Annotated in this window: 24 protein-coding genes; 10 read left to right on the top strand and 14 right to left on the bottom strand. The window is 71.8% G+C overall.

The annotated features are described in order from the left end of the window. Nucleotides 1–5: 5 nt before the first annotated feature. From K4B79_RS22255 to K4B79_RS22265, 3 genes are read left to right on the top strand one after another with little or no spacing between them, the layout of a single operon-like run. The gene (locus K4B79_RS22255; RefSeq protein ID WP_232028613.1) at nt 6–791 is read left to right on the top strand and encodes an amino acid ABC transporter permease; all 786 of its coding nucleotides are present in this window, start codon (nt 6–8) and stop codon (nt 789–791) included. Then, a complete protein-coding gene (locus tag K4B79_RS22260; RefSeq protein ID WP_232028614.1) occupies nt 788–1,597 on the top strand; it encodes an amino acid ABC transporter ATP-binding protein in 810 nt (269 codons plus the stop codon). Before K4B79_RS22255 ends, K4B79_RS22260 begins: the two co-directional genes overlap by 4 nt. Further along, entirely contained in the window at nt 1,594–2,859 is a 1,266-nt protein-coding gene (locus tag K4B79_RS22265; RefSeq protein ID WP_232028615.1) for an NAD(P)/FAD-dependent oxidoreductase, read from the top strand. The genes K4B79_RS22260 and K4B79_RS22265 overlap by 4 nt, the downstream gene beginning before the upstream one ends. Before the next feature lie 19 nt (nt 2,860–2,878). Here K4B79_RS22265 and K4B79_RS22270 read toward each other — a convergent pair whose 3' ends face one another. From K4B79_RS22270 to K4B79_RS22280, 3 genes are all read right to left on the bottom strand, one after another. After that, nucleotides 2,879–3,244: a hypothetical protein gene (locus tag K4B79_RS22270; RefSeq protein WP_232028616.1), complete on the bottom strand. Its 366-nt coding sequence runs from the start codon at nt 3,242–3,244 to the stop codon at nt 2,879–2,881. Between the two features lie 236 nt (nt 3,245–3,480). Further along, on the bottom strand, nt 3,481–4,035 hold the full coding sequence (locus K4B79_RS22275; RefSeq protein ID WP_232028617.1) for a DUF2269 domain-containing protein: 555 nt from the start codon (nt 4,033–4,035) through the stop codon (nt 3,481–3,483). A gap of 134 nt (nt 4,036–4,169) precedes the next feature. Continuing rightward, complete coding sequence (locus K4B79_RS22280) at nt 4,170–6,179, bottom strand: GDSL-type esterase/lipase family protein (RefSeq protein WP_232028618.1); 2,010 nt, start codon at nt 6,177–6,179, stop codon at nt 4,170–4,172. A 245-nt stretch (nt 6,180–6,424) separates the two neighbouring features. On the opposite strand from K4B79_RS22280, the gene K4B79_RS22285 reads away from it, so the two are divergent. Then, nucleotides 6,425–6,955: a hypothetical protein gene (locus tag K4B79_RS22285; protein WP_232028619.1), complete on the top strand. Its 531-nt coding sequence runs from the start codon at nt 6,425–6,427 to the stop codon at nt 6,953–6,955. Nucleotides 6,956–7,071: 116 nt separating this feature from the next. Next, a complete protein-coding gene (locus tag K4B79_RS22290) occupies nt 7,072–7,743 on the top strand; it encodes a class F sortase (protein WP_232028620.1) in 672 nt (223 codons plus the stop codon). Nucleotides 7,744–7,774: 31 nt separating this feature from the next. Here K4B79_RS22290 and K4B79_RS22295 read toward each other — a convergent pair whose 3' ends face one another. The 3 genes from K4B79_RS22295 to K4B79_RS22305 all read right to left on the bottom strand — a co-directional run bounded on the left by K4B79_RS22295 (nt 7,775) and on the right by K4B79_RS22305 (nt 10,731). Next, complete coding sequence (locus tag K4B79_RS22295) at nt 7,775–8,191, bottom strand: hypothetical protein (protein WP_232028621.1); 417 nt, start codon at nt 8,189–8,191, stop codon at nt 7,775–7,777. A 97-nt stretch (nt 8,192–8,288) separates the two neighbouring features. Beyond that, nucleotides 8,289–9,383 carry a serine hydrolase domain-containing protein gene (locus K4B79_RS22300; protein ID WP_232028622.1) on the bottom strand — a complete coding sequence of 365 codons (1,095 nt, stop codon included), beginning with the start codon at nt 9,381–9,383 and terminating at the stop codon, nt 8,289–8,291. A gap of 115 nt (nt 9,384–9,498) precedes the next feature. Continuing rightward, nucleotides 9,499–10,731 carry an MFS transporter gene (locus K4B79_RS22305; protein ID WP_232028623.1) on the bottom strand — a complete coding sequence of 411 codons (1,233 nt, stop codon included), beginning with the start codon at nt 10,729–10,731 and terminating at the stop codon, nt 9,499–9,501. A gap of 202 nt (nt 10,732–10,933) precedes the next feature. Here K4B79_RS22305 and K4B79_RS22310 point away from each other — a divergent pair, with 202 nt between their 5' ends. Together K4B79_RS22310 and K4B79_RS22315 are read left to right on the top strand one after the other, a co-directional pair. Further along, the gene (locus K4B79_RS22310) at nt 10,934–13,015 is read left to right on the top strand and encodes a bifunctional polysaccharide deacetylase/glycosyltransferase family 2 protein (RefSeq protein WP_232028624.1); all 2,082 of its coding nucleotides are present in this window, start codon (nt 10,934–10,936) and stop codon (nt 13,013–13,015) included. 30 nt (nt 13,016–13,045) lie between these two features. Next, complete coding sequence (locus K4B79_RS22315; protein ID WP_232028625.1) at nt 13,046–14,233, top strand: LCP family protein; 1,188 nt, start codon at nt 13,046–13,048, stop codon at nt 14,231–14,233. A gap of 42 nt (nt 14,234–14,275) precedes the next feature. On the opposite strand, the gene K4B79_RS22320 is transcribed toward K4B79_RS22315, so the two are convergent. Genes K4B79_RS22320 through K4B79_RS22335 form a run of 4 tightly spaced genes read right to left on the bottom strand, consistent with a single transcriptional unit; the run spans nt 14,276 to nt 18,543 of the window. Next, the gene (locus K4B79_RS22320; protein WP_232028626.1) at nt 14,276–15,460 is read right to left on the bottom strand and encodes a flavin-dependent monooxygenase; all 1,185 of its coding nucleotides are present in this window, start codon (nt 15,458–15,460) and stop codon (nt 14,276–14,278) included. 56 nt (nt 15,461–15,516) lie between these two features. Continuing rightward, entirely contained in the window at nt 15,517–17,025 is a 1,509-nt protein-coding gene (locus K4B79_RS22325) for a tripartite tricarboxylate transporter permease (RefSeq protein WP_232028627.1), read from the bottom strand. Nucleotide 17,026: 1 nt separating this feature from the next. Next, entirely contained in the window at nt 17,027–17,563 is a 537-nt protein-coding gene (locus K4B79_RS22330; RefSeq protein ID WP_232028628.1) for a tripartite tricarboxylate transporter TctB family protein, read from the bottom strand. Continuing rightward, nucleotides 17,560–18,543, bottom strand: coding sequence for a Bug family tripartite tricarboxylate transporter substrate binding protein (locus tag K4B79_RS22335; RefSeq protein ID WP_232028898.1), 984 nt, complete (start codon nt 18,541–18,543; stop codon nt 17,560–17,562). Before K4B79_RS22335 ends, K4B79_RS22330 begins: the two co-directional genes overlap by 4 nt. 251 nt (nt 18,544–18,794) lie before the next feature. Here K4B79_RS22335 and K4B79_RS22340 point away from each other — a divergent pair, with 251 nt between their 5' ends. After that, entirely contained in the window at nt 18,795–19,547 is a 753-nt protein-coding gene (locus K4B79_RS22340) for a response regulator (protein ID WP_232028629.1), read from the top strand. Between the two features lie 129 nt (nt 19,548–19,676). Next, nucleotides 19,677–20,765 carry a hypothetical protein gene (locus K4B79_RS22345; RefSeq protein ID WP_232028630.1) on the top strand — a complete coding sequence of 363 codons (1,089 nt, stop codon included), beginning with the start codon at nt 19,677–19,679 and terminating at the stop codon, nt 20,763–20,765. A gap of 16 nt (nt 20,766–20,781) precedes the next feature. Here the strand turns inward: K4B79_RS22345 and K4B79_RS22350 are convergent, their stop codons facing one another. From K4B79_RS22350 to K4B79_RS22365, 4 genes are all read right to left on the bottom strand, one after another. Next, nucleotides 20,782–21,153 carry a hypothetical protein gene (locus K4B79_RS22350; protein WP_232028631.1) on the bottom strand — a complete coding sequence of 124 codons (372 nt, stop codon included), beginning with the start codon at nt 21,151–21,153 and terminating at the stop codon, nt 20,782–20,784. Between the two features lie 88 nt (nt 21,154–21,241). Continuing rightward, the gene (locus tag K4B79_RS22355) at nt 21,242–21,802 is read right to left on the bottom strand and encodes a dihydrofolate reductase family protein (protein ID WP_232028632.1); all 561 of its coding nucleotides are present in this window, start codon (nt 21,800–21,802) and stop codon (nt 21,242–21,244) included. Between the two features lie 115 nt (nt 21,803–21,917). Continuing rightward, nucleotides 21,918–22,565, bottom strand: a complete 648-nt coding sequence (locus K4B79_RS22360; RefSeq protein ID WP_232028633.1) for a response regulator — start codon at nt 22,563–22,565, stop codon at nt 21,918–21,920. Continuing rightward, nucleotides 22,562–23,863 carry a sensor histidine kinase gene (locus K4B79_RS22365; protein WP_232028634.1) on the bottom strand — a complete coding sequence of 434 codons (1,302 nt, stop codon included), beginning with the start codon at nt 23,861–23,863 and terminating at the stop codon, nt 22,562–22,564. Before K4B79_RS22365 ends, K4B79_RS22360 begins: the two co-directional genes overlap by 4 nt. Before the next feature lie 202 nt (nt 23,864–24,065). Here K4B79_RS22365 and K4B79_RS22370 point away from each other — a divergent pair, with 202 nt between their 5' ends. Then, nucleotides 24,066–24,848, top strand: coding sequence for a class I SAM-dependent methyltransferase (locus tag K4B79_RS22370; protein WP_232028635.1), 783 nt, complete (start codon nt 24,066–24,068; stop codon nt 24,846–24,848). Nucleotides 24,849–25,010: the final 162 nt, after the last annotated feature.

Below are 25,010 nucleotides of genomic sequence, written 5' to 3' on the forward strand. Positions count from 1 at the left end.
CAGACATGTCCGGTCTCTTCCAAGTCCCCTGGTCCGACTACCAGTCCGACCTGCTCGACGCCCTCGGGCGCACCGTCTCCTACACCGCCGTCAGCTTCGCCGGCGCGGTCCTGCTCGGCCTGGCGGTGGCACTGCTGCGGCTGAGCAAGGCATGGCCCGCGCGGGCGGTGGCCGCCGTCTACACCGAGGTCTTCAAGAACGTCCCGCTGCTCGCCATCATCTTCCTGACCTACTTCGGCCTGGCCTCGGCCGGGATCCGGCTCGACGTGTTCACGGCCGGCTGCCTGAGCCTCGTCGTCTTCTACGCGGCCTACCTCTCCGAGATCTTCCGCTCCGCGATCAGCGGGGTGCACGCCGGACAGACGGAGGCGGGCGAGGCCCTGGGCATCGGCAAGGTGGGCATCTTCGGCCACGTCGTGCTGCCCCAGGCGGTCCGGCAGGCCCTGCCCGGCACCAACACCATGCTCGTGGACCTGCTGAAGTCCACCTCGCTGCTGGTCACCGTCTCCGCCGCCGAGCTGATGTCCGAAGGACGGCTCATCACCTCGGCCACCTTCCGGGCGCTGGAGGTCTACCTGGTCATCTCGGCGATCTACTTCGCGCTGTGCTACCCGCTCTCCCAGCTCCTGCTGTTGCTGGAGCGCAAGGTACGGGCCGGAGTGCCACTGTCCCCGTGGCGACGACGCCGGGTGCGGGCCGCCCGGGCCCTGCTCGCGGCCGAACTCAACGGTGACATCAAGACCGGCAGCGGTTTCAGGACCGACCCCGAGCGGAAGGAGGCGGCGGTATGACCGAGCCCGTCATCACCGAGAAGACCACCGCACCGGCCGGCGCCCCGCCGACCCCCTCCGAGGCCGTCGTACGGATCGAGGGGCTCAGCAAGTCCTTCGACGGCCGGCTCGTCCTGGACGACGTGCATCTGGAGGTCGCCCGCGGCCGCATCGTCAGCGTCATCGGACAGAGCGGCGGCGGCAAGACGACCCTGATGCGCTGCGTCAATCTGCTCGAACGCCCCGACCGCGGCACGGTCGAGGTCGCCGGCGAGGTGGTGCACGAGGGCGGCCGTACGGTCTGCCGCGACCTGCCCCGGCTGCGCCGCACCGTCGGCATGGTCTTCCAGCGGTTCAACCTGTTCCCGCACCTGACGGCCGTGGAGAACATCGTCCTCGCCCAGCGCAAGGCGGGCATCGGCGAACAGGAGGCGCTGGAGCGGGCCGTCGCGCTGCTGAGCCGGGTCGGGGTGGCCCACCGCGGCCTCGCCCAGCCCGAACAGCTCTCCGGCGGCGAACAGCAACGCGTCGCCATCGCCCGCGCCCTCGCGCTGCGGCCCGAGGTCCTGCTCTTCGACGAACCCACCTCCTCCCTGGACGCGGAGGCCACCCGGGAGGTGCTCAGCGTGATGCGCGAACTCGCCGCCGACGGCATGACGATGCTGCTCGTCACACACGAACTGCCCTTCGCCCGGGACGTGTCCGACCACGTCGTCTTCGTGGACGGCGGCCGGATCGTGGAGGAGGGACACCCGCGGGACGTCCTCGACCACCCCTCCCAGGCTCGCACCCGGGAGTTCCTCGCCTCCTACGGGACGGCGTCATGAGCGCCCCCGTGGTCGTCGTCGGGGGAGGGGTGGTGGGGCTGTGCACCGCCTACTACCTGGCCGAGGCGGGCCTGGAGGTCGAGATCGTCGAACGCCGCGGCCTGGGCTCCGGGGCCTCGCGCGGCAACGCCGGCTGGGTCTGCCTCAGCCACTCGACGCCCGTCCCGGCACCCGGCGTCGTCCGGTACGCGCTGCGCTCGCTGGGCCGCCCGGACTCATCGCTGTATCTACGGCCCCTGCCCGACCCGGCGTTCGTGCGCTGGCTGTGGCGGTTCTGGCGCAGCAGCACACCGGCTGCCTTCCGGCACGGCTACGCCGCCGTCGCCGAGCTCAACCGCACCACCTTCGACCTCTTCGACGGCCTGCGCGCGGCCGGCGTCGAGACCACCCTGACCCGCCCCGGCATGGTCCACGCCTTCCTCTCCCCGGCCGAGGCCCGCCACCACCTCGCCCTGCAACGCGAGATGGCCGACGGCCACTACCCGCTGCCCGACGACGTCGTCACCGGCGACGAGGCCAGACTGCTGGACGGCGCCCTGTCGTCCGGGGTGCGGGCGGCCTACCTCGTCGAGGGCGAGGGCGTGGTCGACCCGGAGGCCTTCGCCCTCGGGCTCGGCGAGGCGCTGGCCGCCATGGGCGTGAAGGTCCACGAGAACGTCGAGGCCACCGGGTTCCGCACCTCCGGCGGACGCGTCACCGCGCTGCGCACCGCCCAGAGCGAGATCCCCTGCTCGGCCGTCGTCGTAGCGGCCGGCATGCGCTCCTCCCACCTGCTGGGCTCGCTCGGACACTCGCTGCCCCTCCAGGCCGGCAAGGGCTACAGCTTCTCCGTGGACCTGGACCCGGCTCCCCGGCACACCCTGTACTTCGGCGAGCGCCGGGCCGTCGCCTCACCGATCGGCACCACCACGCGCATCGGCGGCACCATGGAACTCAGCGGCAACAACAACCGCCTCGACTGGCGCCGGATCGTCGCCGTCGCCCTCGCCAGCCGGCACTACCTCGGCCGCTGGTTCGACGACCCCGACGACCTGGTCGCCCTGATCCGTGACCCCTGGGTCGGCGGCCGCCCCTTCCTCCCCGACGGACTCCCCGTCATCGACCGCGTCCCCGGCCACGACAACGCCTACGCGGCCACCGGACACGGCATGCTCGGCGTCACCCTCGGCCCCGTCACCGGCCACCGCCTCGCCGAGTACATCCGCACCGGCCACCGCCCCGAAGCCCTCGCCCCGTTCCGCTACGACCGACTGCGCGACTAGCCGGCTGTCACCGACGCCGTCAGCCCTCCGGCAGCCAGGCCTCCAGGGCGCCGATCAGGCGGTCCAGCGCGGGCTGCTCGGCCGAGCGGTCCGTCATGACCGTACGGCCGTCGAACTGAAGCGTGTACTGGAACATGTCCGCCGCGCCCATGTCGATGGTGAACTCGGGGACCTCGTCCAGCGCGGGGTCCCCGAGCAGCGTGCGCAGCTCCGTGAACCGGGCGGCGCCGACCCGCCGCACGACGGTCCTGCCCTCGTCCGTGACCCGGACGGTGCCGTCACCACGGAGGACCACCTCCTTGCTGACCCCGGCGTAACCGCCGCTGACCGTCATGGTCACCAGCTTCTGGTCCGCACCGGTGACGGGCACGGGCGCGGGGCGCACCGACGGCGAGGGGGACGAGGAGACCGGAGGAGTGGAAGGGACCGGAGGAGGGGGCGAGCCGGGCGACGGCCCTGCGGACGAGGCCGTCACGGCGCCCGTCGGCCGCCCCGACCCCTCCTCGCCCCCGGGCGAACACCCGGCCAGACCGAGCACACCCACCAGACCCGCCACCACGACCGCACGTATACCGCGCACCACGCCCCCACACCTCGACAGCCCCGACCGGACCGTCGATATCACGGAACCAGGTATTCCGACCCCGTGGCCGCGTCGGCCGCACGGCCTGACGGCCGGCGCGCCGACTCCCGCAGCCTGCGGCCACGACGGGTCGGGCCCCAGGGCTTGAGGACCGAGATGACCGTCATGAACACGTAGGCGGACAGGGAGACGATCGGTCCGAACAGCACGTCACCGGCGTCGGGCAGTGGTCCGCCCGTGGCGACGGCGGCGACCGCGGAGTTCACCCCGGGGCGCAGGGCGAAGACCGTGGCGGTGGTGGTGGCGAGGGTCAGCCAGAACTTCGTCCAGACCCACCGGTGCCGCGCCAGCCCCCATGGTGTGCCCAGGGAGAGCACGACACCGCTGAGGAACGTGAGGAAGGCGACCGGCAGCAGGAGCCAGTCGGCGAAGAGCTTCATGGCGCGGACGGAGGCTTCGACGGTCACCGCGGACCCGGTGGTGGCCGCGGTGACCCCGAGGGCGAGCAGTCCGAGCGTGAGCCCGACCCAGCTCGCGGAGGCGGCTACATGGACGACGAGGGAGGCCCGGCGTGCGGGGCGGCTGAGTTTCACCCGACCACCGTGCCCCGGGGGACCCCGCCGGACATCTGACGGCGGGAGTAACCCCGTGTACTGGCCACGGCGTACGGCAGGGGCGCCGGCGTACGTCCGACGCTCCTGCCGTGACCGTCGGCTCAGGCCCAGGCTCAGGCCCCGATCCGTGCCGAGATGATCGGCGCGAGCCGGTCGGCGATCACGCGATGGCCCTGGTCGTTGGGATGGACCGAGTCCGACAGGTCGCCGGAGCCCAGCCAGCCGGTGGTGTCGACGAAGGAGACCCGGGAGTCCCCGCCCGCGACGGCCGCCTGCACCGCCGCCTCGGTCTGCGGCACGTACCGGCCCCGGAAGGTCTCCAGCACGAAGATCCACGCCTGCGGATAGGCCGCGCGGACCTTCCGCAGCAGACTGCTGTACGCCGTCTGGAACTGCGGGGAACTCACCCCGTGCCCGACGTCGTTGGTGCCGAGGTTGATGACGACCGCGTTCGCCCGGTAGCGGGAGAAGTTCCAGTCCGGCGTGGCCGCGTTCGGGTTGAGCCTGCCGAACTGCTGCTCAAGGCCGACGCAGCCGTCCGCCGCCGCGACCAGACAGGCGCCGCCCTGGGCGATCTGGGTGTGCTCGACGCCGAGCCGCTCCCCGATCAGCCAGCCGTACGCGGTACGGGCGTTCTGCGAGGTCGTCGTCCCCACCGTGATGGAGTCGCCGACGAACTCGACCAGCTTGGTGGGCGCCGGTGGTGCGAACGTCGTCGCCCCGCTGTCGAGGACCAGCCCCTGGAAGACGGCGTCACCGCGGTAGGAGCCCGCGACCACCTGGTAGTTGACCTGGAGGGTGTGGTTGCCCGCCGCCAGTGGCGTCGGTGTCAGGTTCACCGTCCCCTTGACGTCGTTGTGGAAGGTCACGGGCCCGTTGTCGATACGCGCCCAGAGGTCGATCGTGTTCCGCTGCTTGAGCTTCACGGTCCGCCCGGTGAACCCGGCCCGGTAGTACGCCCCCGCCCAGTACGGCGTGTACGCGGTGCCGGAACTCTGGGTGTCCCAGCGGCCGACGAGCTTGATGTTGGGGTCGCCGGGCTGGCCGGGAGCGGCCGCCGCCCTGGTCGACGCGGTGGCCGTGACGTCGAGGCGGGCGTTGACGACCGGGGCGAGACGGTTCGCGAACTTGGTGTGGCCCGCCTCGTTGGGATGCCCGTTGCCGTCCTCGTAGTCCGTGCCGTCGGTGAGCCAGCCCGTGGTGTCGACGAAGTGGACCCTGGAGTCGCCCGCGGAGTTCCGGGCACTCACCGCGGCCTTCGTCTCGTTGACGTACCGCTTCTTGAGCGTCTGCACCGCGAAGAGCTGGGCGTCCGGGTACACGCCCCGCACGTCGGCCAGGAACCTGGTGTACGACGACTGGAACGCGGCGCCGCTCACCCCGTGCCCGATGTCGTTGGTGCCGAGGTTGATGACGACCGCGTTCGCCCGGTAGCGGGAGAAGTCCCAGTTCGTGCCACCCGCGCTGGCGTTCCTGAAGAACTGGCCGCTCAGACCCGTGCAGCCGGACTGGGCGACCAGACAGTAGCCGGAGCGGGCTATCTGGGTGTGCCGCATCCCCAGTCGCTCACCGGTCTTCCAGGCGTACGAGTCGAGGGCCAGCCGGTCGGTGAGGGCACCGGCGGTGATGGAGTCCCCGACGAACTCGACCAGGCCGGAGGGCATGCTCGGGGCGACCGTGCGCGCACCGGAGTCCAGGACCAGCCCCTGGAAGACGGTGTCGCCGGAGCGGTAGGAGATCCGCAGGGTGTGGGTGCCGGAGGAGAGCGGCCGGGGCGTGAGGTTCACCGTGCCGCGCACACCCGCGTGGAAGACGTCGGGCCCGCCGTCGATGCTGACGTAGAGGTTGACCGCGTCCCTGGCCCTGACCTTGACGGTGGTTCCGGTGAACGAGGTCTGGAGATAGGCGCCGGTCCAGCCGGGCACCGCGGTGGTGCCGGAGCCGGTGTCCCAGCGTCCGACGTAGACGATGTTGGGGTCGGACACCGACCCGTCGCCCGCGGCGGCCCGGGCCGGGGAGCCGCCGGTCAGCGACAGCAGACAGGCCAGGAGGACCACCGTGAGGAGGGCCGGAAGAGTGCGTCTGACGTGGTGTGAGGAGGGGGTGTGGGGGGTGATCTGCATGGGGATCCCTTTCAGAAGTGGGGTGGGAGCGCTCCCAGAGGCAGCCTTCCGAGGGAAGCAATGAAACGGTTCAGCGTCAAGGGATCTCACACGGGAAGAGCCACCGCCGACCGGGTGCGCGCTTAACCCGTGTGAACGCCCCGGATGGTGGGACCGGCGGACAGGGCTGACGGTGGATCACGTCAGAACCGGGTCACCTCAGCTGGCGACGCGTCAGCTGCCCGGGGCGACGGAAGGACTCTCGGATGCGTTCTGCCCGCATGATGTTCGCCACCGCGACGGCCACCGCTACGGCCGCCGCGGCTCTCGCGCTCGCCGCGCCCACCGCTCATGCCGCTGTGGCGGGTGACCGGGACCACGAAGACACTTCCTACAGCAAGGAGCACGACAGCGACCGCGGACACGACACGCCCCGCGGCGGGATCCACACCGGTGGCGGAGCGCTGACCGCGGTGAACGAGGACGACTGGGGCGTGGCCAAGGACCCCAAGCACGACCCGGAGACCTACCGCGACAAGGGCGACAAGGGCGACGGGGGCTACGAGGAGCCCTGGAACGGCGGCAAGCACGACAAGGACGAGTGGAGCGGCAAGCACGACAAGCATGACAACGGCGAATGGAAGGGCGAGCACGACAAGCCGCGCGGCGGCATGCACACCGGCGGTGGCGGCCTCTCCTCGCCCGGGGTCACCGCGGGCGGCCTCGCCGTGCTCGCCGTCGCCGGCACCGGCGTGTACGCCCTGCGGCGCAAGAAGGCATCCGAAGGCGTGGCCTGACCGATGCCCGACGACATAGCAGCCACGGCCGCCGCACGTGCACCGCGCGTCGCGGCGGCCCCGCTCGTCCTGCCCCGTGTTGTGTCCGCTGCCGTGCCCGAGCGAGGTGGTGTCCGATGGCAGCCAGCCCCCCTTCCCCGACCACGACCGACCCCGCGCCCCCGCGGCGCCGGTCCCGCACCGGCGCGACCATCTTCTGGAGCGTGCTCGCCCTGATCCTGGTGGTGAGCCTGCTCGGCGGCGAGGACGAACCCTCCGACGCCGGCCGCGCCCCGCATGCCGCGCCGGCCGCCGCCGCGTCCGCCTCGCCGCCCGCGCGCCCGCTCGGCAAGCACCTGCCGCGGTCGCGCCCCACCCGCCTGCTGATCCCCGACATCTCGGTCGACGCCCCCTTCACCGCCCTCGCCATCGGCCGGTCCGGCCAGCTGCAGCCGCCGCCCGCCGACGACACCAACCTCGTGGGCTGGTACGCCAAGGGCGTCGCCCCCGGCCAGGCGGGCACCTCGATCATCGCCGGGCACGTGGACACCGCGACCTCCGCCGCCGTCTTCGCGGACCTCGGCGAACTGGACAAGGGCGACCGCTTCCACGTCCTGCGGGCCGACCGGCGCCGGGCCACCTTCGTCGTCGACAGCGTCGAGACCTTCGACAAGGACCGCTTCCCCAACGACCGCGTCTACGCCGACACCCCCCGTGCCCAGGTCCGCCTCATCACCTGCGCGGGCGACTACGACCGCCGGGTCAAGGACTACACCGCCAACCTGGTGGTCTTCGCCCACCTGATCTGACGCGGGACCCGCACCGAGACCCGACGTCCCGTCAGCACTGGCGGATGATCTGCTTCCAGGTGCTGGGACCGCCGGTGTCCAGGTACCAGTCGTTGACGTAGCCCCAGGTCCCGGGCGTGGAGACCTGCATCCAGTACCGGTAGCTGTGGCCGTCCGCGTCCGGGTCGCCGGTGGTCCAGCACGAGATCTCCAGCCATTGGCCGTTGCCGTACCGGGCCACCGGCGTGGCGCCGTAGTTCGGCGCGGTGCGCATCACCAGGGCCGAGCCCGGGTCGATGCCGATCACCTGGGCGCAGCGCGCCGGATCCCCCGGACCGGCGCCCGGGCACGGGCGCGGAGCGGCCTGGGCGGGTCCGGCCGTGATGAGTCCGACCCCGGCGAGCAGGATCGCGGCCGCACCGGCGGTGGCCGCCGATCCCGCCCGGGACCTGAGCAGACGTGATGCCATCGGTTCCTCCGTTCGTTTGCCGACGGTCACCGACCATGGCAGCGAACGAGGGCGGCCACATCCTGTGATGTGTCAGGGTGCCGTGGCGGGTGGGCCGTCAGTCCTCGCCCACCACGGACAGGTCGTCGCCGAGCGCGGCGGCGATCCGGGCGGCGCGGGTGTGGTCGTCCATCCGGCGGGTGAGGTAGGCGCAGGCGTGGCCGTGCCGCAGGGACCACCAGGCGGCGGAGCCGCCGATCCCACCCTTGGCGATCTTGCCCTTGTCGCGTACGAAGCCCAGCGTCCAGGTCAGCCGGGTGCCGAACACCTCGTCGTGGCCGGTGACCTGCGAGGCCAGCAGCTCGGCGTGCAGCTCGGGTCCGAGCAGTTGGCGGACCGGGCCGTCCTCGGCGGTGAGGCGGGAGAAGAACGCGGCCGTCGTGCTCGCCGTCGCGTGCAGGTTGAACGCACCGAACACCGCCTGCCGAAAGGCCGGGGAGTTCGTCCGCCCGGTGTCCAGAGCGCCGTCGGGAATCCGCAGCCAGGGCGCGGCGTGCAGTTGCTCGGGCCACTCGGGGCGGGCGTGTTCCAGCTCGGCGACGCGGTCCAGTGCCCGGTCCGGCACCCCGAACCAGGCGTCCAGGTCCAACGCGGGCCGGACGACGTCGCCGAACACCGCCCCCAGGGTGGTGCCGGCCGCCGCGCGCAGCACACCGTCGACCAAGTGGCCGTAGGTCAGGGCGTGTTCGCCCAGCGAGGTGCCGGGGGCGTACTCCGGTGCGGCCCGCGCCAGGCTGTCGCGCAGCCTGTCCTCGTCCAGCAGGTCGAGGTCCCGGGCGTCGGCCGGGAAGCGCGGCTGTCCCGCGCGGTGGGTGAGGATCTGCCGGAGGGTGGTGCGCTCCTTGCCGCGCACGCCGTACTCCTTCCAGTACGCGGCGATCGGCTCGTCCAGGGTCAGCGCGCCGTCGCGGACGGCGACCAGGGCCGCCAGCGTGACGAACGCCTTCGACAGGGAGTACGTCATGACCAGGGTGTCGTCCCGCCAGGGGCGGGTCCGTCCGGTGTCGGCCCAGCCGGCGTTGAGCCGGACGACCTCGCGGCCCTCCCGCCAGACCGACACGCCCGCCCCGGTCTCCTGTCCGCTGTCCACCAATTCCTGGAGGACCAGGCCTATGTGCTCGTATCCGTCCTGGGCGAATCCGTTGACGCGCATGGTGCCCCTCCGTCCCGTCGCTCGCCGCCTCCGACGCGGCCGTCATCTGGGCCATGGGCTGTTTCCCCGCCCCGGACAATACGGGGGAGGGGTATGCGGGGCAATGGGTGTGAGGTCACTCGGGGCGCTTCAGGTCCCGGATGCGCGGAGCCCGTCGTAGCACCGGGACGGAGGTGGCCACCGAGGCCAGTGCGATCGTGAACACCGCGTACGCCGCCAGCGCACCCCGCGCGCCCAGGGTTTGGAGCAGTGAGCCGGCGGTCAGGGACGCCAGGGGGAGCGAGCCCCAGGTGACCAGCCGGGCCGCGCCCAGCACCCGGCCCTGGAGGCGGTCGGGGGTCAGGGCGTACCGGTAGGACATGGCGATCACGTTGAAGACCGGCTCGGGCAGGGCGCACGCCGCGACCACCGCGCCGAGCGCCAACGGCCAGGGCAGCCAGACCAGCGTGGCCGTGCAGACGACCCACAGCCAGCATGCCCCGATCATCACCGCCCGGGGCGAGAGGCGCCGCTCCAGCCAGGGGGCGGCGACAGCGCCGGTGATGCCCGCCACGCCGGGCAGTGCCAGCATCAGCCCGATCAGCGACGGCGAGGCACCCAGGTCCTGTGCGCGGACGATCAGCACGAGGGGCAGCGCGGCCAGCACCAGGTTCGCCGAGCCGATCAGGACCACCGTGGCCCGCAGCAGAGGCTGCCGCCACAGCCACACCAGACCCTCGGCGATCTCGGAGCGCAGACTCCGGCCCCGCCGCGGCGGCCGGGCGTCCTGGAGGCCGGGGCGCACGAAGAGCAGGGTGACGAACCCGATGGCGTAGGACAGCATGTCGAACACGAAGGGCAGGGCCCGGCCGGCCGCGTACAGCGCACCGCCTAGCGGGCCGCCGGCCAGGTCCGCGCCCAGTTCGCGGGCCTGGTTCTGGGCCAGCGCGGTGGGCAGCTGGGACTCGGGGACGATGTGCGGCAGCGCGGCGGACTCGGCGAGCTGGAAGAACACGAAGCACGCGCCGTCCAGGAACACGACCACCAGCAGCGCCGCCACCGAGAACACGTCCACGGCCAGCCCCAGCGCCACCAGCCCCAGCAGCACCGCACGCAGACCGTCGCCGACGAGCATCACCCGCCTGCGGTCCCAGCGGTCGACCAGTGCCCCGGCCGGCAGGTACAGCACCAGGAACGGCAGACTCTGGGCGAAGCCGACGAGCCCCGCCTGGAACGGCGAACCCGTCAGCGCGAGCACCAGCAGCGGGTACGCCAGCGCCGTGACCCGCATGCCCACGGTCGAGACGACCTGACCGCACCACAGGAGCACGAAGTCCCGGTTACGCCATAACGGCCCTGGCTCATCCATGAGTTCACCAGTGTGAGGTCCTCCATGACGCCACGCAAGGCAGGGAGCCGTGGCTACACTCGCGCCCCATGCGTATCTCCAACCCCATGAGCCAGCGGCGGCACACCTGTTCACCTTCCGGCGCCGAGGGAGGGAGAACACGCGTCGCGCGGGAGCCGCACATCCTTCGCGAGGGCTCGCCGGGAAGGAGGTCCGAAGACCCGTGAAAGCCCGGCACAAGCAGTCCCGAGACCCGCGCGGCCACTGGCTGTTACTCCTTCTCGTCCTCCCCGCAGTGTTCGCGGTCCTGCTCTTCGAGGGCTGGACCGACCACGAGGTCGACGCCGCCAAGTCCCGTTCCCCCTGCACGAAACCCGCGCCCGACGCGGTGGCCTACGGTGACGGCCCCGTCGTCGGCGTCAACCGCGACGGGATCCGGACCGCCTCGATGCCCGCCCGCACCGTCGCGCTCACCTTCGACGGCGGACCCGACCCGGTGTGGACCCCACGCCTGCTCGACCTGCTGCGCCGCCACCGGGCGCGCGCCACCTTCTTCGTCCTGGGCTCCCAGGCCGCCCGCCACCCGGAGCTGGTACGGCGGATCCGAGCCGAGGGCCACGAGCTCGGCTCCCACACCTACACCGGTGCCGTCCTCGGCGAGGCCTCCGCACCCCGCTTCGCCACCGAACTCGACCTGACCCAGGCCGCGTTGGCCGGTGCCGCCGATGTGAACACCACACTGCTGCGGATGCCGCGCACCACCTCGCCGGACACCCTGTGCGACAAGGAGTGGCAGGCCGCCCGGCAGGCCACCGCCCGCGGCTATGTGCTGGTCGCCGCCGACAAGGCCTCCCGCAGGCCCGCGCAGGGCTTGGTGCGCCAGTTCGGCCAGACGGCGACCGCCTACCGGAAGACGGCGAAGCTGCTCACCGACCGCGGTGTCGACCGCTTCACCACCGTCTCCGACGGACTCGACCTCACCCCGTACACCCCGGTGTCCACCCTCGCGCGCTGGGAGGGCGCCGCCCTGATCGGCGTCACCGGCCTCGGGCGCACCTTCGCCGGCGCCATGACGTGGGTCCTCGGCATCGCCGGCGGCCTCGGCGTGCTCCGGCTGGCCCTGCTCGCCGTGTTCGCCCGCGCCCACGTCCGCAGACTGGAACGCTTCCGGCCCGGCGCGCCCTGGTTGAGGGAGGTGACGGAACCGGTGACGGTGCTGGTCCCGGCGTACAACGAGGAGGCCGGTATCGCCTCCACGGTGCACTCACTGCTCGCCTCCACCCACAGACACCTTCAGATCGTCGTGATCGACGACGGGTCCACGGACCGCACCGCCGAGATCGCGGCGGGGATCCCCGACCCGCGCGTGGAGGTGATCCGCACCCCCAACGGGGGCAAGGCCGCCGCCCTCAACACCGGTCTCGCGCACGCCCGGCACGACATCGTGGTCATGGTCGACGCCGACACCGTCTTCGAACCGGACGCCGTCCACCGGCTCGTCCAGCCGCTCGCGCACCCGGCCGTCGGCGCGGTCAGCGGCAACACCAAGGTGGGCAACCGGCGTGGCCTGCTCGCCACTTGGCAGCATCTGGAGTACTGCTTCGGCTTCAACCTCGACCGCCGTATGTTCGAGGTCCTGGAGTGCATGACGACCGTGCCCGGCGCCATCGGTGCCTTCCGCCGGGACGCGCTGCTGGGCGTCGGCGGGGTCGGCGACGACACGCTCGCCGAGGACACCGATCTCACGATGGCCCTGTGGCGGGCGGGCTGGCGGGTGCTCTACGAGGAGTCCGCGGTCGCCTGGACCGAAGTGCCCACCTCTCTGCGCCAGTTGTGGCGTCAGCGCTACCGCTGGTGCTACGGGACCCTTCAGGCGATGTGGAAACACCGCGGAGCCGTCCTGGACGTCGGCACCTCCGGGCGCTTCGGCCGCCGCGGACTGACCTACCTCGCGCTCTTCCAGGTCTTGCTCCCCCTGCTCGCCCCGGTCATCGACGTCTACGCCCTGTACGGCGTGCTGTTCCGCGACCCGTGGCAGTCGGCCGGGGTGTGGTTCGCCTTCCTCGGCACCCAACTGGCCAGCGCCGCCTACGCGTTGCGCCTCGACGGGGAGCGGCGGCGGACCCTGTGGTCGATGCCGTTGCAGATCCTCGTCTACCGGCAGCTGATGTACCTCGTCGTCATTCAGTCGGTCGTGGCCCTGCTGCTCGGCAGCCGGCTGACGTGGCAGCGCATGAAGCGGTCCGGCTCGGCGGGTGAACGGATCGGCGGTCCGGCGCCGTACAAGAGGCTGCCGACGAGGTGATCCCGATGCGTCGAGGGACTGGACAGGCCGATGGACCACTGGACCGACCGCCCGGCGGGAGAGAACCCGACCGGGCCGGCGTACGGCCCGACGGAGCGGGGGCGCGCGATTCCCTACGCGCCCCCGCCGTCGATCCGCACGGCACCCCTGCCCGGTATGCCCTCGCCCGCCCCTCCCGGCCGCACCGGCGAGGGGCGGCGGCACGGCCCTCCCGGACACGGCAGCAGAACGCCCCGGCCGCGTCCGGCCCTGCGCCGCCGTGCCGCGCGGGGGCTGGCCCTGCTGCTCGGCGGGGTGCTCGCGTTCGGCGCCGGCTCCTATGTGTGGGCCGACACGCGGCTCGACAAGGAGGTGGACCTCGGCGAACTCGCCGCCCGGGCACCGCAGGGCAAGGGCACCAACTACCTCGTCGTCGGCTCCGACAGCCGCCAGGGGCTCTCCCCGCAGGACCGCCGGGACCTGCGCACCGGTTCCACCGAGGGGCGGCGCACGGACTCGGTGATCCTGCTGCACACCGGTGCCCGCGGCACCACGATGATGAGCCTGCCGCGCGACTCGTGGGTGACGATCCCGCCCTACGTCGATCCCGGCACCGGCCGCAGCCACCCGGCCACGCCGGACAAGCTGAACGCCGCGTTCTCCCTGGGCGGGCCGGAACTGCTGGTGAAGACCGTGGAGCGCAACACCGGACTGCGCGTGGACCACTACGCCGAGATCGGTTTCGCGGGCTTCGTCGGCGTGGTGGACGCGGTCGGCGGCGTCGACCTGTGCCTGGAGAAGGCCGTCAGGGACAAGGACTCGGGCGCGGACCTCGGCAAGGGCTGCCAGACGCTGAACGGCGCCGAGGCACTGGCGTTCGTCCGGCAGCGTAAGCAGGAGGCCGCGGGCGACCTGGGCCGCACCCGCAACCAGCAGAGGTTCCTCGCGGCCCTCGCCGCCAAGGCGGCCACCCCCGGCACCCTCCTCGACCCGACCAGGACCGTCCCCACCGTCACCGCAGGACTCGACACCCTCGTCGTCGACGACGACACCGGACTGCCCGAGCTCAAGTCCCTGTTCGACGCCCTGCGAGGCGCCTCCTCCGGCAACGGCAGCCGGCTCAACGTGCCCGTCTCCGACCCCGACCTCCGCACCTCCAAGGGCAGCGCGGTCCGCTGGGACGCGGTCCGGGCCCGGCAACTCTTCGACCGCCTGAGGGCGGACCTGCCGGTGACCTGAGCCGGGTCGGCAGCCGGCCGTCGGCTTGTCGGCCACTCGTCCCTAGATGAAGGGCGTGCCCGCGTCGAGGCCCGACAGGGCCCGGCCGTACAGCTCCAGGTTGGTCGTGGGGTTGACGAAGGAGTGCAGGGTGAGGGCGTGCAGGTCGCGCAGTGTGCGTTGGACGGGGACGTCGAGGTGGAGCGAGGTGGCGCCGGAGGCGGAGGCGAGCAGGTCGACGGCCTCCTTGCACAGGCGGGTCGCGTAGCCGGCCTGGGCGCGGACGCGGGTCCGTTCCTCCGGGGTGTACGGGGCTCCGGTCGTGGCGCGGGACTCGATGAGGGTGACGAACTCGTCGGTCAGCAGCTCGGCGCAGGAGAGTTTCATCGCCGCCTCGGCGGCCTGGAGGTGGGTGACGGCCGCCTCGTGCTGGCGGGTGTGGGAGGAGTAGGTGATGCCCCGCCGATGGATCCGCTCGCGGAACTCCGCCAGCGCCGAGCGCGCCAGACCGAGGGCGTTGGGCGCCGTCCAGACGCAGAACAGCAGCAGGACGGGCATCCGGTAGAAGGGGTCGTCGGCGTTGGCCTTCGAGGGGAACTCCCCGGCCAGCAGGGGCCCGACGGGCAGGACGCGGTGGCCGGGGACGAGCACGTCACGGGCGACGACACTGTTGCTGCCGCTTCCGGCCAGCCCGGAGACCTGCCAGTCGTCGAGGATCTCCAGCTCGGCCATGGGGACGGCGGTCCACAGCACTTCGGGCGGCCCGTCGGCGGACTCGACCCGGGCCGTGAGCAGATGCCAGTCGGCGTGCCGGCAGCCGGTGGCGAAACCGGAGGTGCCGTTGACGACATAGCCGTCGTCCGTCGCGACCGCGGTGGCGTCCGGGATGAGGGTGCCGCCGACCCGGACGTCCGGACCGGTGAAGATCTCGTCCTGTGCCTCGTCGGGGAAGAGCGAGGCGATGAAGGCGCAGCCCGCCTGGATCGCCGCCGTGAAAGCGGTCGAGCCGCACCCGGCGGCGAGTTCGGCCAGCACGTCGGCCTGCGTGTGCGGCCGGCTCTGGTAACCGCCGTACCGCCGGGGGACGTTCATCCGGTGCACCCCCGCCTTCGACAACGCCGCGACGACCTCGTCGGTCACCCTGCGCTGCTGTTCGGCCCGCAGGGCCTGGTCGCGGACGAGCGGGCGGAGCGCGCGGACCCGCTCCACCAGATCGGCATCGGAACGCGGCGCTGACGAGTCGGCCATGGCGGACCTCCGGTCACGGCGAGGGCCTTTCACCGTGACGCGGACGGCCCGCCCTGTCAACGCTCCGACACGGCACCGGAGTTGGCGCGACGCACCACCAGCTTCCGCAGCAGCGGCCAAGCCAGCAGCAGCACGATCACCACGTACACGATCACCGAGAAGGGCGTGTTCACCAGACCCGAGACACTGCCGTCGCTGATCTGGAGGGCGCGGCGCAGCTGTTGCTCCGCGTTCGGGCCGAGGATGACACCGATGACGGCGGGCAGCACCGGCAGGCCGTAACGCCGCATGCCGAAGCCGATCAGACCGATGATCAGCAGGATCACCAGGTCGACGACCTCGCCGCCGACCGCGTACGCGCCGACCGCCGCGAAGAACAGGATCCCGGCGTACAGATACGGACGCGGGATGCGCAGCAGCTTCGCCCACAACGGCGCCAGCGGCAGGTTGAGCGCGAGCAGCAGCACCATGCCGACGAACAGCGAGGCGATCAGCCCCCACACCAGCTCCGGTTCCCGTTCGAACAGCAGCGGCCCCGGCTGGATGCCGTACTGCTGGAACGCGGCCAGCATCACCGCGGCCACCGCCGTGGTCGGCAGGCCCAGCGTCAGCATGGACACCAGGGTGCCCGCCGCCGAGGCCGACGCCGCCGACTCCGGCCCGGCCACGCCCTCGATGGCGCCCTTGCCGAACTCCTCCCTGTGCTTCGACAGACGCTTCTCCGTGACGTACGACAGGAAGGTGGGGATCTCCGCGCCGCCCGCCGGGATCGCGCCGAAGGGGAAACCGATGAACGGCCCGCGCAGCCACGACTTCCAGGTCCGCCGTACGTCGGCGCGGCCCAGCCACGGCCGGCCCACGGGGATCGGCTCGCCCGGGCTGCGCCGCAGATGCGCGGCGACCCACAGGGCCTCGCCGATCGCGAACAGACCGACCGCCACGATCACCACGTCGATGCCGTCGGCGAGTTGGAGCGAACCGAAGGTCAGCCGCTGCTGGCCGGTCATCTGGTCCAGGCCCACCAGACCGATCGTCAGGCCGATCAGCAGCGAGGCCAGACCGCGGATCCGCGACGACCCCAGCACCGAGGTCACCGCGATGAACGCCAGCACCATGATGGCGAAGTAGTCCGGCGCGCCGATGTCCACGGCCAGTTCCGCGACCGCGGGCGCCAGCGCCACCAGCAGGATCGTGCCGATCATGCCGCCCGCGAAGTGCCCGATGGCGGCGGCCGCGAGCGCCTGGGCGCCGCGCCCCGCCTTGGCCATCGGGTTGCCCTCCATCGCCGCCACCACGGCCGCGCTCTCGCCGGGTGTGTTGAGCAGGATGGAGGTGGTCGAGCCGCCGAACATCGCGCCGTAGTAGATGCCCGCGAACATGATGAACGCGGCGATCGGGTCCAGCCCGTAGGTGACCGGCAGCAGCAGGGCGACCGCCATCGCGGGCCCGATGCCGGGCAGCACGCCGATCGCCGTGCCGAGCAGCACACCGAGGGCGGCCCACAGCAGGTTCAGCGGGGTCAGGGCCGTACCGAAGCCGTCCAGAAGGGAGTTGAGAGCGTCCATGTCACAGCACTCCCATCAGCGGGCCGCCGGGCAGCGGGACTCCGAGCAGGTTGTTGAAGACGGCGTAGGTGACCAGGGAGAGGACGGCCGCGATCAGCGGGTCCCGGTCGAAGCGGCGGCTGCCGAGCGCGAAGGCGGCGCCCCAGAACAACAGCGCACCCGCGATCGGGAAGCCGAGGGGCTCGATGAGGACGGCCGCGCCGAGGAAGACACCCGCGAGCAGCAGCACCGTGCGCCAGTCGGCCGGTTCGGACAGGTCGATGTCCTCACCGCCCTCCGCCTCGCCCCGGCCGCCGCGCAGCACGTCCACGGCGAGCAGCGCGGCGATCACCAGCAGCCCGATCCCGACGACGACCGGCACGGTCTTCGGCCCGACCGGGCCGCGCTGGGTGATGTCGACGTCCATGGTGAGCGCGTCGGTCAGGACCAGTACGCCGAGCGCCAACAGCAGAACGCAGACGCCGAGTTCGGAGTGCTCGCGCAGCCAGGACCGGCGCTCGGACGGCTCGGCGGCGGGCGATTCGGTGTGTGTCGTCACAGTCCCAGCTCCTTCAGCACCGACACCACGCGCCTGTCTTGAGCGTCCAGGAAGTCGCCGAACTTCTCACCGGTCAGGAAGGCGTCGTCCCAGCCGTTCTTCTTCATGGACTCCTGCCACTCGGGCGAGTCGTGCAGCTCCTGGACCAGCCGGGTCAGCTTGTCGCGCTCGGCCTCCGACAGTCCCGGCGGGGCGACGATGCCGCGCCAGTTGGTGAAGTTCACGTCGTAGCCCGACTCCTTCAGCGTGGGCGCGTCGAGCTCGCCGACCCGCTCCGGCCCGGTGACGGCCAGCACCCGCAGCTCGCCCGCCTTGATCTGGTCGAGGTACTCGCCGACCCCGGACACCCCGAAGGCGACCTTGCTGCCGAGGATCGAGGCGAGCAGCTCGCCGCCGCCGTCGAAGGGGATGTAGTTGACCTGCTTCGGGGCGATCCCGGCGGCCTGCGCCATCAGCATCGGCGCGAGATGGTCGGGTCCGCCGGGGGAGGAGCCGCCGCCCACGGGCAGCTTCCCGGGATCCTTCTTCCACGCCTCGATCAGCTCGCCGATGTCCTTGTACGGCGAGTCCTTCGCCACCACGACCACGTCCTGCTCCTCGGTGAGCCGGGCGATCGGGGTGGTGTCGGCGAGCGTCTTGGGGGCGTGGTTGGAGCGGACGGCACCCACCACACCGAGGCCCATCGACATGGCGAGCTTGCCGTTGCCGTGCTCGCTCACCAGCCGGCTCAGCCCCACGGTGCCGCCCGCCCCGGGCAGGTTGAACACCTCGATGTTGTGCGTGAGCCCGGCGTCCTCGGCGTTCTTCGCGGCCGTACGGGCCGTGATGTCGTAGCCGCCGCCCGGTGTGTTGGGGACCATGAAACGCAGGCCCGGGATCTGGGTGCCGGTCTCGGCGCCGCTGCCGGCCGTGAGCAGGGGAGGCCCCACCAGCACGAGGACGGCGGCGCCGAGCAGGGCGAGGAGTGTGCGCAGGCGCACGAGTGCCACCACCTGTCGGTACGTCGATGCGAAACGGGAAAGCCCTGTGGGGGAGGGTGATGTGGGCCACATGTTGCCCGCGGGTGAACGGCCTGTCTCGGTTCCGGAACCAACGAAGGTTGTGGTCTTTTCGGTCACCGGCCGACAGACGTACCCATCCGGCCTCCGATTTCGCAGGTGAGAGCCCTGGCGTAGGCCCGGCTCGTCTGCGAGCGTCTCGGGGTGGGATCCCGTGGGGAAGGAGCGGTCCGATGACAGGCAGGCGCGCGGCGGCCGGCGCGGCCGACACGATCGACGTGCTAGTGGTCGACGACGACTTCATGGTGGCCCGGGTCCACCGCTCCTTCGTCGAGCGCGTCGCACCCTTCCGGGTCGTCGGCGTCGCCCACACCGGGGAGCAGGCCGCCCTCGCCGTGGACGAGTTGAACCCCGACCTCGTCCTGCTGGACCTGTATCTGCCGGACGTCTTCGGCCTGGACCTCGTCCCCCGGCTGCGTGCCGCCGGGCACGACTGCGACGTCATGGTCGTCAGCGCCGCGCGGGACGCCGACGCGGTCCGCGGTGCCGCCCGCCAGGGGGTCGTCGACTACCTCCTCAAGCCCTTCGGCTTCGACGACCTGCGCGCCCGCCTGGAACGCTATGTCGCCCAGCGCGACCGTCTCCTGACCGCCGTCGTACACAGTCAGGCCGACGTCGACCGGGTGCTGGCCAGATCGACCGCCCCGGCACCGGACATCGGCCCCCTCCCCAAGGGCATGAGCCCGGAGACCGCCCGGCTCGTCGAACACACCCTACGCACCGCCGACGGCTCCCTCTCCGCCACCGAATGCGCCACCCTCGCCGGCATCTCCCGCGTCAGCGCCCGCCGCTACCTGGAGCACTTCCACACCATCGGTACGGCGGACGTCTCCCTGCGCTACGGCGCGGCGGGGAGGCCCGAGCGGAGGTACCGGTTCCGGGGGCGGGGGACGGGACTGGGGGAGGGCGGGGAGGCCCGCGCCTAGGGGGACGCGTCGGCAGGGCTTACGGTCGCCCCGGTGGGCCGGGAGTCGAGGATGTCGAGCGCCTGCTTGACGTGCACCTGTTGGCTGTTCGGCCTACGCTGGGAAGGGATGTCTTTGCTGGAGGTCTGAATGACCAACGGGAAAGCCTTCAACGGTGCGGAAAGCCCGGAAACACCCAGAGGAAGACCCCTCAGAACTCACAGAACGGCCTGGCGTGAGCGCGCCGCCGCCCGAATTCTCTTTCTGGAACAGCAGGCGGATCGCGAGAGCTGCCGAGCGGCGGCGAACCAGGCCGAGCAATGTGAGAGGGAGAGGACACTCGAGGGGATCGCCCGGCAACTGGAAGAGGCCGGCAACGCCGTCTCCGCGCCGCGCCGCCCCTTCACCGGAGCCGCGGCTCTCGAACGGACGTGGGCCAATGTGCGCGCCGCCGACGTTCTGCTGGTGCGGTTGTGTTCGGACGAAGACCTGATCGGCCGAAGCACCGACGTTCTGAGCCAGGTCAAGCAGCATCTCCGCCCGGCCGACCCGCTTCGGGTGCAGGCAGAAACGGTCGCGGAACGGGTGGCGGATAACGGACCACGCCCGGGAGACCGCGCACTCCTCGTCCTCGCCCTCGGCGCCTCGTACGACGCACTCGACGCCGAGTTCAGCAGAGTGCGCAGCCTCAGCATCATCCTGCGGATCGCGACCTTCTTCGTTCTCCTCGGTGCGGGCGGGCTCGCGGCCTGGGGTTGGTACTGCCCCAATTCACTGAACATGTGCTTTCTTCCCGAGGGAAGGAAATTCGCGGCATGCCCTTCCGGAGAGATCCCTCGCGAGAAGGGAAAAGTTGCCAGTGGCTACGCGCAGCAAGTCGATGTTCTCGTCATCGAGGCGGCAGGACTGGCCGGCGCGGCACTCACGGTCATAGCGTCTCTCCGCCAGATCCAGGGAACGAGCAGCCCCTACATGCTGCCGCTCGCGGCGGCCCTGCTCAAATTCCCGACGGGTGCCTTGACCGCGTTCATCGGAGTGCTGCTGATCAGGGGCGCCTTCATTCCCGGTCTGAGCGACCTGGACTCCAGTCCGCAGATAGTGGCCTGGGCCGTCATCTTCGGTGCCGGTCAGCATCTCGTGACCCGGTTCGTCGACGCCCGGGCCCGGGAGACGCTCTCGGACGTGGGACGCCCACCCGCCGACCCGGAACCGAGCGGCGCCAGGGCCCCGAGACCCTGACGCCGACACGGGATGCTCAGCGCCTGGTCGGGAACAGCGCGAGCCTGGCCTTGTGACCGGAGGCCGACTTCACCCAGATCTTCAGGTTGTTGAACTTGACCGTGCCGCCCGGGCTGGTGCTGCCGCTGAAGCTCGTACCGCCGCTGGAGGCGGAGAACTTCACCGTCCGGGAGCCGATGTGCGTGACCTTCAGCTTCCCGAAGCCGAACTTCCTGCCGTCGACCTTGATGGTCGTGGGCTTCGACACGGTGATCTCGCACCGCCCGTCGTAGCAGGGCCCCTGTCCGGCGCCGTACGCCACCGGTGTCATCGCACCGAACCCGAGTACGCCTGCCATGGTCAGTGTCACGGCGGTCGTCGCGGCTCGCCGGCTCGTGCCTGTACCCATCGGTTGGACCTCCTGTCGTCGGGGGGGGATTCCCGCCCGGCATGTGTAGGCCGACGCAGACGGGACCCGTCCCGATCACGCGGAGTCGTCAGGCCCGGGGGATGTCGCTGCCGGTGGGCCGGTACTCGATCAGCAACACCCGGTCGTCCAGGGCCCGGTGGCCGACCAGCTCCAGGTCGGCGGAGGACACTCCCGCGAAGAACGGCTCACGGCCCGATCGCCCCACGAGAAGGGGAAACGTCATGAGCCTCAGGCGCTCGACGAGCCCCGCGTCGAGCAGCTGCCGGGCCACGGAGAGGCTTCCCACGGTGCGGAGCGGGAGCTCGCCGTCCTTCTTGAGGCGTGTGACCTCGGCGACGAGTTCACGACGGATGCGCGTGTTCGGCCAGGACGCCGTCTCCAGCGTCGTGGAGAACACGACCTTGTCCACCTCGGTCATCCGGCGCCAGGAGGCATCGCGTGCCTCCTCGGGCAGCGCCGCGAACGCCTCGTAGGTGCGCCGCCCCAGGAGGATCGTCTGCGGCAGCGCCCACTCGGCGCTGATCCACTCCTCCAGCTCGGGGCCGTGGTACCCGAAGTAGCCCGGTGAATTCTCGCTCCCGGCCCATCCGTCCACCGAGAGAAACACATCGACAGTCAGTGCCTGCATGGCCGTCCCCTTCGATCGTCCGATGACCTGGCGCCCTCAGGACCACCGGGGGCGCCTTACGCAGGGGACGTCGGAGCGGCCGTCGGCTTCTCGACACGGCGACGGGAGACGGGCTTCAGGACAGCAGGCGCCGCTCCTTGGCGACCGCCACCGCGCCCGCCCGGGTCACGACGCCCAACTTGCCGTAGATCCGGCCCAGATGGGTCTTGACGGTGGCCTCGCTGATGAACAGGGCGCGGGCGATCTCGCGGTTGCCGAGACCGTGGGCGAGCTGCCGCAGGATGTCCCGCTCGCGGGGCGAGAGGGTGGGGCTCGGGGTGCGCATGCGGGTCAGCAGACGGTCGGCGACCGGGGCGGAGAGGGCGGTACGGCCGGACGCGGCGTCGCGGATCGCGGTGAAGAGCTCGTCGGGGCGTTCGGCCTTGAGGAGATAGCCGGTGGCGCCCGCCTCGATGGCACGGGTGACGTCGGCGTCGGTGTCGAACATGGTCAGCACCAGGACCCGGGGGCCCGGCTCCCCGCCGGAGGTCAGCCGCCGGGTCGCCGTCACACCGTCCATGCCGCCGTCGAGCTGGAGGTCCATCAGGACGACATCCGGGCGCAGACTCCCGGCCATGGCGAGCGCCTCCTCACCGGTCGCCGCCTCCCCGACCACCTCGATGCCCTCCGCACTGGACAACAGGGCACGCAGCCCCGCGCGCACCACGGCATGGTCGTCGCACAGCAACAGCCGCACGGGCGGGGCGGGGGACGGCGTACTCACAGAACGGCCTCCTCGGCGGAGACGGACGGCGCCAGTGGCGCCAGGGGAACGGCCACCGACACGACAGTCCCCTCACCCGGCGCGGACTCCACGGCGAACGCGCCCCCCAACTGCCGGGCCCTGATCCGCATGGCCGGCAGCCCGTGACCACGAGTCCCCTCGGGATGCCTGCCCGCCGGGCGCCTTCCCGGCGGCCCGCCCACCGACTCCGCCGCCGCCTGCGGGAACCCCCCCTCACCCACATCGAACCCCCGCCCGTTGTCCGCGACGTCCAGTGACACCTGATCGTCCAGAAACGTGAGCGTCACCGCGGCCCGGGTGGCCGCCGCGTGTTCGCGGATGTTGGCCAGGGCGCCCTGCGCGATGCGGAGGAGGGCCGCCTCGACCCGTTCCGGCAGGCGGCCCGGGTCCGGCTCGCCGTCGAGGCGGAACTCCACGGTCAGGCCGGGACCGCTCTCCCGCCGGGCGAGGACGGTGAGCGCGTCCGGCAGGGACTGGTCGGTGAGGTCGGCCGGAGCCAGGTCATGGACGAAACGGCGGGCCTCGACGAGGTTGCGGGAGGTGATCTCGGCGGCCTCGCCGAGGTGGGCACGGGCCGCGTGGGGGTCCGTGCCCCAGACCCGCTCGGCGGCCTGGAGCAGCATCCGCTGGCTGGACAGGCCCTGCGCGAGGGTGTCGTGGATCTCCGTGGCCAGCCGCTGGCGCTCGGCGAGCACCCCCGCCCGCCGTTCGGCGACCGCGAGGTCGTGGCGGGTGCGTACCAGGTCCTGGATCAGGACGCGCTGCCGGACGCCCTGCCGCTGGAGATGGACGAGTACGGCGGTGGCGACCGCGGCGACGGCCGGCGGGGCGACGACCATGTTCGGGTTCAGCGCACCGTCGGCCACGCGGATCTCGGACACCACGACGAGCACGGTGAGCACGGCGGCCACCGGCACCGCGATCCGCGGCGGCAGCGCGTGCAGACCGGCGAACAGCAGGGGCATCGCACACCAGGTGGCGCTCGGCGCGAGGACCAGCAGGGCGACCCAGACGGCGGTGACCGAGCCCAGCCAGACCAGATGTCGGGCGGTGGGCGCGACGCCGGCGCGCGGGGCCGGAGCCAGCAGGCCGCCGAGGACGTAGAGCAGGCAGAAGACGGCGAACAGGGCCACCACCCACTCCGTGGGCGGCCCGCCCTGGTCCCGGGTCAGGAAGCGGACGAAGGAGGAGCCGAGCAGCAGGAAGAACGCGACGTGCACGGTCACGGCCAGCCAGCGCTCGTCCGGATCGGCGTGTGCGTGCGTCCCGTGTTCCATTCCGTGCTCCGTCCCGTCGTCCATCCCTCGTGTCTAACGCGTCCCGCGCACCACCGCATCAACCGATCGGCCGACCCGTACGTCGCCCGAACCGCCGCCGGAGCGCAGCCGGTCGACCGAGCCGCACGCGCCCCTCCCGCACGGAAGCTGGCACCAGCCCGCGTCGAGGCGCTCCCCACACCCGTCCCGGAGGACCTTCACCATGCCCGCCAAGAACCTCACCGCCAACCGCGCCGCCCTCCACCACCGCATCGCCTACGCCCTGCGCCATCCCGACCGCGTGCCCCGCCACCTGGCCCGCGCCGCCCGGGACATGTGGCTCGGCCACCGCCACCCCGACCACATCTCCTACTACCGCGCGGTGATGCGCTCCGACACCAGGACCGACCCGGACGCGGCCGTCGGCAGCCGCGACCGGGAGCGGTGGCTGGCGCTGGGGGCGATGCAGTTCGACTACCTGCTCGAGCACGGACTGCGCCCGGAGCACCGCATGCTGGAGATCGGCTGCGGCAACCTCCGGGCCGGCTGGCGGTTCATCCGGCACCTGGAGCCAGGCCACTACCACGGCATCGACATCTCGCCCGACATCCTCATGGCCGCGCAGGACACCATCGGGGAGATGGGCCTCCAGAAGCGGCTGCCGACGCTCACCCCGGTGCGCGACCTGACGCTGCGCTTCCTGCCCGACGCGCACTTCGACGTCGTCCACGCGCACAGCGTCTTCTCGCACTCGCCGCTGACCGTCATCGAGGAGTGCCTCGCCCATGTCGGCCGGGTGCTCGCGCCGGGCGGCTGGTTCGACTTCACCTTCGACCGCACCGAGGGCGAGGAGCACCACGTCCTGCGGGAGGACTTCTACTACCGCACCGAGACCCTGGTGGCGCTGGCCGGGAAGCACGGGCTGCGGGCCCGGTTCATGGACGACTGGGAGAAGCTGCCGCACGGTCAGTCCAAGATCCGTGTCACCCACGGGAAGGCGGACTGACCGCCCCGGACCTCGGGCTTCTCCGGTGCGGCGATCCGGAGGCGGGGCGGGCAAGGCTTTTCAATGATCACTGCAGGGGGGTTGTTCGGACATTCTCCGGCGCCTAGGGTCGACCTCTGAAGAGCAAGCGCTTTCTTCACGTCTGTCGGCCGTCCCAGGAGA

Source organism: Streptomyces lincolnensis (assembly GCF_021173675.1).
GTDB lineage: Bacteria > Actinomycetota > Actinomycetes > Streptomycetales > Streptomycetaceae > Streptomyces > Streptomyces lincolnensis_B.

What these genes read in the sequence shown, in the direction of transcription:
- K4B79_RS22355 (WP_232028632.1), bottom strand. Translation starts at nt 21,802, where the DNA reads ATGCAGGCACTGACTGTCGATGTGTTTCTCTCGGTGGACGGATGGGCC.
- K4B79_RS22350 (WP_232028631.1), bottom strand. Translation starts at nt 21,153, where the DNA reads ATGGGTACAGGCACGAGCCGGCGAGCCGCGACGACCGCCGTGACACTG.
- K4B79_RS22370 (WP_232028635.1), top strand. Translation starts at nt 24,066, where the DNA reads ATGCCCGCCAAGAACCTCACCGCCAACCGCGCCGCCCTCCACCACCGC.
- K4B79_RS22315 (WP_232028625.1), top strand. Translation starts at nt 13,046, where the DNA reads ATGGACCACTGGACCGACCGCCCGGCGGGAGAGAACCCGACCGGGCCG.
- K4B79_RS22320 (WP_232028626.1), bottom strand. Translation starts at nt 15,460, where the DNA reads ATGGCCGACTCGTCAGCGCCGCGTTCCGATGCCGATCTGGTGGAGCGG.
- K4B79_RS22290 (WP_232028620.1), top strand. Translation starts at nt 7,072, where the DNA reads ATGGCAGCCAGCCCCCCTTCCCCGACCACGACCGACCCCGCGCCCCCG.
- K4B79_RS22285 (WP_232028619.1), top strand. Translation starts at nt 6,425, where the DNA reads ATGCGTTCTGCCCGCATGATGTTCGCCACCGCGACGGCCACCGCTACG.
- K4B79_RS22255 (WP_232028613.1), top strand. Translation starts at nt 6, where the DNA reads ATGTCCGGTCTCTTCCAAGTCCCCTGGTCCGACTACCAGTCCGACCTG.
- K4B79_RS22295 (WP_232028621.1), bottom strand. Translation starts at nt 8,191, where the DNA reads ATGGCATCACGTCTGCTCAGGTCCCGGGCGGGATCGGCGGCCACCGCC.
- K4B79_RS22280 (WP_232028618.1), bottom strand. Translation starts at nt 6,179, where the DNA reads ATGCAGATCACCCCCCACACCCCCTCCTCACACCACGTCAGACGCACT.
- K4B79_RS22340 (WP_232028629.1), top strand. Translation starts at nt 18,795, where the DNA reads ATGACAGGCAGGCGCGCGGCGGCCGGCGCGGCCGACACGATCGACGTG.
- K4B79_RS22260 (WP_232028614.1), top strand. Translation starts at nt 788, where the DNA reads ATGACCGAGCCCGTCATCACCGAGAAGACCACCGCACCGGCCGGCGCC.
- K4B79_RS22345 (WP_232028630.1), top strand. Translation starts at nt 19,677, where the DNA reads ATGACCAACGGGAAAGCCTTCAACGGTGCGGAAAGCCCGGAAACACCC.
- K4B79_RS22325 (WP_232028627.1), bottom strand. Translation starts at nt 17,025, where the DNA reads ATGGACGCTCTCAACTCCCTTCTGGACGGCTTCGGTACGGCCCTGACC.
- K4B79_RS22265 (WP_232028615.1), top strand. Translation starts at nt 1,594, where the DNA reads ATGAGCGCCCCCGTGGTCGTCGTCGGGGGAGGGGTGGTGGGGCTGTGC.
- K4B79_RS22305 (WP_232028623.1), bottom strand. Translation starts at nt 10,731, where the DNA reads ATGGATGAGCCAGGGCCGTTATGGCGTAACCGGGACTTCGTGCTCCTG.
- K4B79_RS22365 (WP_232028634.1), bottom strand. Translation starts at nt 23,863, where the DNA reads ATGGAACACGGGACGCACGCACACGCCGATCCGGACGAGCGCTGGCTG.
- K4B79_RS22300 (WP_232028622.1), bottom strand. Translation starts at nt 9,383, where the DNA reads ATGCGCGTCAACGGATTCGCCCAGGACGGATACGAGCACATAGGCCTG.